7 protein-coding genes are annotated in these 6,000 nt (G+C 29.5%); all 7 read right to left on the reverse strand.

Going from position 1 to position 6,000, the window contains the following annotated elements; genetic code table 11:
• Window positions 1-203: 203 nt before the first annotated feature.
• On the reverse strand, window positions 204-665 hold the full coding sequence (locus ACZ098_RS16440) for a hypothetical protein (RefSeq protein WP_487312854.1): 462 nt from the start codon (window positions 663-665) through the stop codon (window positions 204-206).
• Between the two features lie 147 nt (window positions 666-812).
• Window positions 813-1,655 carry a toxin-antitoxin system YwqK family antitoxin gene (locus ACZ098_RS16445; protein ID WP_487312855.1) on the reverse strand — a complete coding sequence of 281 codons (843 nt, stop codon included), beginning with the start codon at window positions 1,653-1,655 and terminating at the stop codon, window positions 813-815.
• A 164-nt stretch (window positions 1,656-1,819) separates the two neighbouring features.
• Window positions 1,820-2,608: a hypothetical protein gene (locus tag ACZ098_RS16450; RefSeq protein WP_487312856.1), complete on the reverse strand. Its 789-nt coding sequence runs from the start codon at window positions 2,606-2,608 to the stop codon at window positions 1,820-1,822.
• A 177-nt stretch (window positions 2,609-2,785) separates the two neighbouring features.
• Window positions 2,786-3,295 (reverse strand): hypothetical protein, encoded by a 510-nt coding sequence (locus ACZ098_RS16455; protein WP_487312857.1) that lies wholly within the window; start codon window positions 3,293-3,295, stop codon window positions 2,786-2,788.
• A gap of 161 nt (window positions 3,296-3,456) precedes the next feature.
• The gene (locus tag ACZ098_RS16460) at window positions 3,457-4,161 is read right to left on the reverse strand and encodes a DUF2225 domain-containing protein (RefSeq protein ID WP_487312858.1); all 705 of its coding nucleotides are present in this window, start codon (window positions 4,159-4,161) and stop codon (window positions 3,457-3,459) included.
• A 222-nt stretch (window positions 4,162-4,383) separates the two neighbouring features.
• Window positions 4,384-4,800 (reverse strand): hypothetical protein, encoded by a 417-nt coding sequence (locus ACZ098_RS16465; protein WP_487312859.1) that lies wholly within the window; start codon window positions 4,798-4,800, stop codon window positions 4,384-4,386.
• Window positions 4,801-4,975: 175 nt separating this feature from the next.
• A complete protein-coding gene (locus ACZ098_RS16470) occupies window positions 4,976-5,719 on the reverse strand; it encodes a DUF2625 domain-containing protein (RefSeq protein ID WP_487312860.1) in 744 nt (247 codons plus the stop codon).
• Between the last annotated feature and the right edge of the window lie 281 nt (window positions 5,720-6,000).

The following is a 6,000-nucleotide window of genomic DNA, read 5'->3' on the forward strand; positions in this document are numbered from 1 at the left end:
TACTGCCAACGTGTCGCGGCTTCATGAAGTAGCGATGAACCAAGACCAAGCCTTTACAAATATATCCAAAACTTTTAATTAATTACCTTTCCAATTTCTGATAAATCCCGTGCCTCGCCATTTCTTGAAACCACCTTAAGTTTGTTTTTAAGCACAGTTCTTCTTAAGTGCGTTTTTAAGCACAGTTCTTTGTGAGCAACAGGTTATATAATAAATTCATGATATCTATTTTCAATCGAATTTAAATCTTTTTCAATGTTTTCAATTGTCCAATCCCATGCATCATCGGGAACCCAATTTCCGCTTGCGGTCAATGATAGATTTCGCATAAAGCAATCAAATGATTCACTGTTTAAAGTGTCATCTAATTCAAGATAATGAATTCTGTCGTATAATGTCCTAGATTCCAATTTATTATTAATCCACCTATTTATAAGTAAAACTAATTTTTCTTTTTTTGATAGCCTTTCTTTTTCAGTAATACCGAATGCAGGATATAGATATTCAATTATATCTGCTCTTGTAGGTTTATAAAGGTTTGTTATTTTTATGATAAAATCATTTTGGTCTGTTGATTCAAGAATTTTGATTATTTCATCAGGTAAATTTTCTGGATAAATTTCTCCAATTTCGAATTCAACAAATATCTGTTTTAAAGTCTTCATTTTAAATTGCCGATAACGTCCCGCCGCTTCTCGTCAGTTGCGAACTTCGGAACTTTCTATTTTCTGTTAAAGATAAAATTTCTTGCGAGAAATAAACGTGAATTTACTACAAAATTCGCAATCTTGCCAAGCCTGTTAGCAGTAGTTTTATTTTATTTCGGTTTTTATTAGTTTAAAGTTTTTCCAATATTCAATTTTATTTTGTTTACCATTTTCATTGTAAAAATATTGTTTTTCAATAGGTTTGTCATTTTGAAATTTCCCTTCATATTTTACATTTCCATTTTCATAATATTCTCTATAAATTCCATTTTTGTCCAAGTCTATTAATTCTGTTTCGGATTTTAAAAAACCATTTGGGTAATATTCTTTTACGGTTTCTATTTCCACATCTTTTTCCTTTTCAATAACTTCTCTTTGAATTTTTAGATTCCCATTTTCATAATACTCCAATTCTCTTGTATTTTTTAAGTTGCTACTTTCTTTTTTATTATGAGTATAAGTGTAAAGTGAATTTTTAGCTACAAAGCCATTTTCATAATATTCTATTGATGTTAATAAATTTCCACCATTATAAAATTCAATACTTTCTAAATTTCCATTTTCGTAATAGGTGTAATTGTTACCTTGCAAAAAACTGCAATGATAGTTGAAAACACTTTTTAATATTCCATTTTCATAATAATTTTTCCAAGTTCCGTGATGTTTTCCAGTATTAATAGAATCTTTAATATTTATTCTTCCACAAGTTTGTAGTGATGAATAAATTGATATGTGATTAGTTTTATATTCGCAATTTTTATAAAAACCTTCAGTTTTTATATTTCCATTTTCGTAATATTCTTTATAAATGCTGTCCAAAGTTTTACCAACAAGAAATCCTTCAACTTTCAAATTTCCGTTTGGATATTTTCCAACATATTTTTCTTGAGAATACGTAAATGTAATTATCAAAATAAATATTAAAATCAATGTTTTTTTTAATTTCATATTTCTAGGCTGAAAAAGTTACTGCCAACGTTCCGCCGCTTCTCGTCAGTTGCGAAGTTCGGAACTTTTTATTTTCTGTTAAAGATAAAAATTCTTGCGAAAAGTAAACGTGTATTTACTACAAAATTCGCAATCTCGCCAAACGATTGTTAGGCGTTCGCTTTTTATTTAATCCAATAACTTTTTAGTTTTATTTCAAATGGTTCCCAATTCCCAAAATATTCATTTCTTTCTAAATCTTTGAAATTAAATTTATCTGATAAAGTTTTATTACAAGTTATTTGAATTTCTAATTCTGTCCAGCTTCCACCAACTTTTTCCATTTCAAATTTTTCGTTTGGAAATTTTTCTTTTACTCGAGAAACAATTGAATTATATATTTTATCGTCTTCATCTAAACAATCTTTTGTGCCTTTTTTGCAATTGTAGGTAAAACGAAAACTACCTTCGAATTTAGACCAATTTGAATTTGGAGTCATAATTAGTTTTTTATCGCCTAATATACTCGTTCTATAGGTTCTTGCTTCCGTGACTGCTTTAAATTCCTTATTTTGGATAATTGGTTTTTTTAACTTTCCATAAAATTCTCTAAGTTTATTTGTGTCAAAATAAAAATAACCTTTATCGGTAACTATTTCTTTGCATTCCAGATTTAAAGCATAAGATTCTACAATTTCTCCATTTCGGCATATGTAGATAACATAATGATAACCACAAGAATATTTTTTACCTGGTTTATCAAAAGTCCAAACTTTTTTAAATTGGTTTAAAACTTTAATGTCGTCTGTATAAAATTCTCCAATACTATCACGCAAAGAATTTTTACTGCTTTCTGCGTATGTTCCTAAAATATAAAAACCGCCTTGATTGAAATCATAGTTCTTCATTAATTGAGTTTGTCCAAATAAACTACAATTTAGAAATGCAAATAAAGTTAATGTAATGTTTTTCATGAATTATTTTTGGTTTTTCTGTCGCTCGAAAGTGACGCCTAACGTTCTCGCGCTACAAGCAGTTTGGGACTAAATTAAGCCCATTATTCGGATTTGCCAAATCTTCCAAATACAAAACCAATTTCAAATTAAGCCTAATACCCAAATTGCTTGTAGCGTGTGTTCTAGGTAGTTTTTTTATCTAATTCGTCTTCTCAATTCTTTGGATATTTTATAGCTAACAAATTCTGTTAATTTTACTTTCGGATTTTTAAGTTTTATTATAAGTTGTTTGACATCATAATCAATTCTGTCTATTTTTGATTCAAAAAGATGTGGCGAGTAAATTAAAATTGGTTTGTCACCAACATTTAAAGTTTCAATATCCGATTCAAATATCCAAATTGTTGTTATGTTAGGCTCATTCTTTTCTCCAATTAAATTTTCAAAGCCTTTATTTATTTTGGCGATAGCTTTAAATCTTCTGCTTTCTGAATTGATAAAGAACCAGTCTGTTTCATCTTCGTCTATTATGTCTAAAAACCCTTTTGATGATACAATTCGCCAATAGAATTTTCCATTGTCAATAATAATTTCAGTGGTATGTATGTTTTCAGATTCTTTTAACCATTTATATACTCTTTCTTTGGGTATATTATCACCCAATGAATTCATATAAATCATTCTATCTATTAAATCTATCGACATTTTTTTGGAATAAAATTACACACAACGTTCCGTCGCTTCTCGTCAGTTACGAACTTCGGAACTTTTTATTTTCTGTTAAAGATAAAAATTATTGCGAAACGTAAACGTGAACTAACCACAAAATTCGTAATTGCGCCAACGTGTGTTGGCAGATGGCTTTTTTATATTTTGTTATTGTCGTCTTTTTTTAAAGCCAATTCTTTTTGTTCTTTTGCTACTTCTTCCACCCAATCTTTTTTATTGATATCGTTAATTGCTAAATCATAATATTTTAATGCATCATCAAAATTTCCTGTTCTTCTTTCCAGTTCAGCTATCAGATAATTTATGTTTGCAACAATAGTTTTGTCTTCATATTCATTTTTTTCTATTGCAGAAATTAAATTACTCTTAGCTTTAGTTTGTAGTTCTTTTCTAAAATCAGTTTCTTTATCATTTTCACGTAATAAATAAGAAGCTGTTACGTAACAGAATGCAATTTCTTTTTTAGTTTTATTTTGTAATTCTTTAGTTTCGGCAGCTATTAAACATTGCTTTGCATCATCAATATTTACATCATTAAATTTCATTAAGTAATTTTTAATTTTAATTTTTTCTTCTTCATTTAATTTAACTTTGAAATCATCAATATAACCTGAGAAGTGACATTTTGAACAAGTATTAATTAGTTCTTCATAATGATTTCCGATAGCGCCTTTTTTTTGAAAATCCTTGAATGAACCAAAAGTTGTCATACTCATTGTAACACAAAATTTTACTTTTTTACCATCTATTGGACATTTTACGGTTTCATTTTCACAAGTGTGAGCATCTGCAAAGTTTGGATAAATTAAAAATAGAAATGTGATTAAAATTATTTTTTTCATAATTGTGTATTTTGTTTAAGTTCGATTTTTTTAAGCTTTCTGCCAACGTGCCGCCTTCGAGTAGTGGCGATGAACTAAGACCAAGCCTTAACAAATATAACCAAAACTTTTAATTAAAAACCTTTCCAATTTCTGATAAATCCCGTGCCTCGCCATTTCTTGTAACCGCCTTAAGTTCGTTTTTAAGCACAGTTCTTTGTTAGTGGCTGTGCCTTTAGCTATTTATTGACAATCATTATTTCTAAATTTTCCCTTTTCATATTCCACTATAATTACTAATTCTCCTTTTGGAATGTTCTTTCTTTTTTCCTTTGAATACGAAATTTTATTCTTGTTTATTTCGTACCAGTCTTTCCACTGCTGAATGTCATTCTCGGTTGGTATAAAAAGAATTCCTCCAGAAGTATAGCTTGCGTTTTTTGGTGAAATTCCAGTAAGGCATACTAATTCGCCTAAATTATGAAAAGAAGCCTTTTTACCTTCTTTTAATTTTTTCACTTCATCTTCGACTTCTACAATTTTTCTATAAATTACTTTCGACGCATCATTATTCTCATTAGAAACTTGAAGAGATTTATCAGAACACGAATTGAATATAAGTGATAAGAAATATAAAAATATAAGATGTTTTTTTTCCATAATTGTATTTTTTGCAGAATCGTGACGGCATTGCCACTAACGTTCCCGCGCTAAAAGCAGTTTGGGACTAAATTAAGCCTATTCTTCGGATTTGCCAAATCTTCCAAAGACAAGACCAATTTTTCCATTAAGCCTAATACCCAAATTGCTTGTAGCGTGTGTTGGCAGTTGTTTTTTATTTATCTATTCCGAGTTTTTTTCTAAAATCCATATTTAGACTATATTGTTCTTCGATAGGAACTTCTTTTCTTGAATTTTTATTTATTTCTTTACCTTCTTTTGTCCAAAGAAAAGGCACGAAGTTATAGACTTTATCTCCATTTAAGTTTTCAACATCTTCTTTCCAATTTGTCCATCTAAAACCTTTGTAGAATTTTTCTAAATCATTGTTGAAGCAAAAATCTAAAAATTCCGAATAAGACAAATCTAAAGGTTCAAACTCTAAAGTGTCAGGCGCAAAATAATAAATCTTCCCAACGTCTTTTCCTAATCCACCTCCGTTTAATAAAAAAAATCCACCAATTGCATCGTCGGCAATCAATAAAAAAGGAGTTGGCTTTCCAAATTCGGTTATAGTTTTTCCAAAATTCCAATCTGGAAGTGTTCGATTCAGTTTTTCGTTTCCGGAACCTAAAATTCTAATCCAACCATTATCGACTAATATTCCGCCCGTTTGATAAACAATCGCTCCCATCGGTGAACGAGTTGTAATTTGAGTTTTGAATAATGCTTCTTTTGCTTTTTCGTTATCGACTTTCAGTATTTCAATTTTATTTTTTGCTGAACTTATCCATTCACTTACCAATTCCCAACCTGGTTCCGTTTCATTTATTAATTCTTCAACTTTTCTCATTTTGTCTTGTGAATAAACATTCAAATTCACGATGATTAATAATATAAATAGAATTTGTTGTTTCATTTTAGTTCTGTTTTTTGGCAAAATAACCGCCAACGTAATGCCGCTTTGCGACAGTTGCTGCTTTTATCACAGCCGTAAACAAATATACCGAAAAGTTATGAAATGATTACTTTCTATAAAAGGAAAAAAATTAAAGCCAAAAGCTAGCTGATAAGTCCCAAGCCCAGCCTTTAGATTTGTGCATTGAATTATTCGTAATTTTATGCTAACAACCAAAACTGACAAAGTGAACCATCAAGCCCGCAAAGTTAATAGACTTATCAATTGATAAGGACTTTGTC

Source organism: Flavobacterium sp. SP2, from assembly GCF_057626655.1.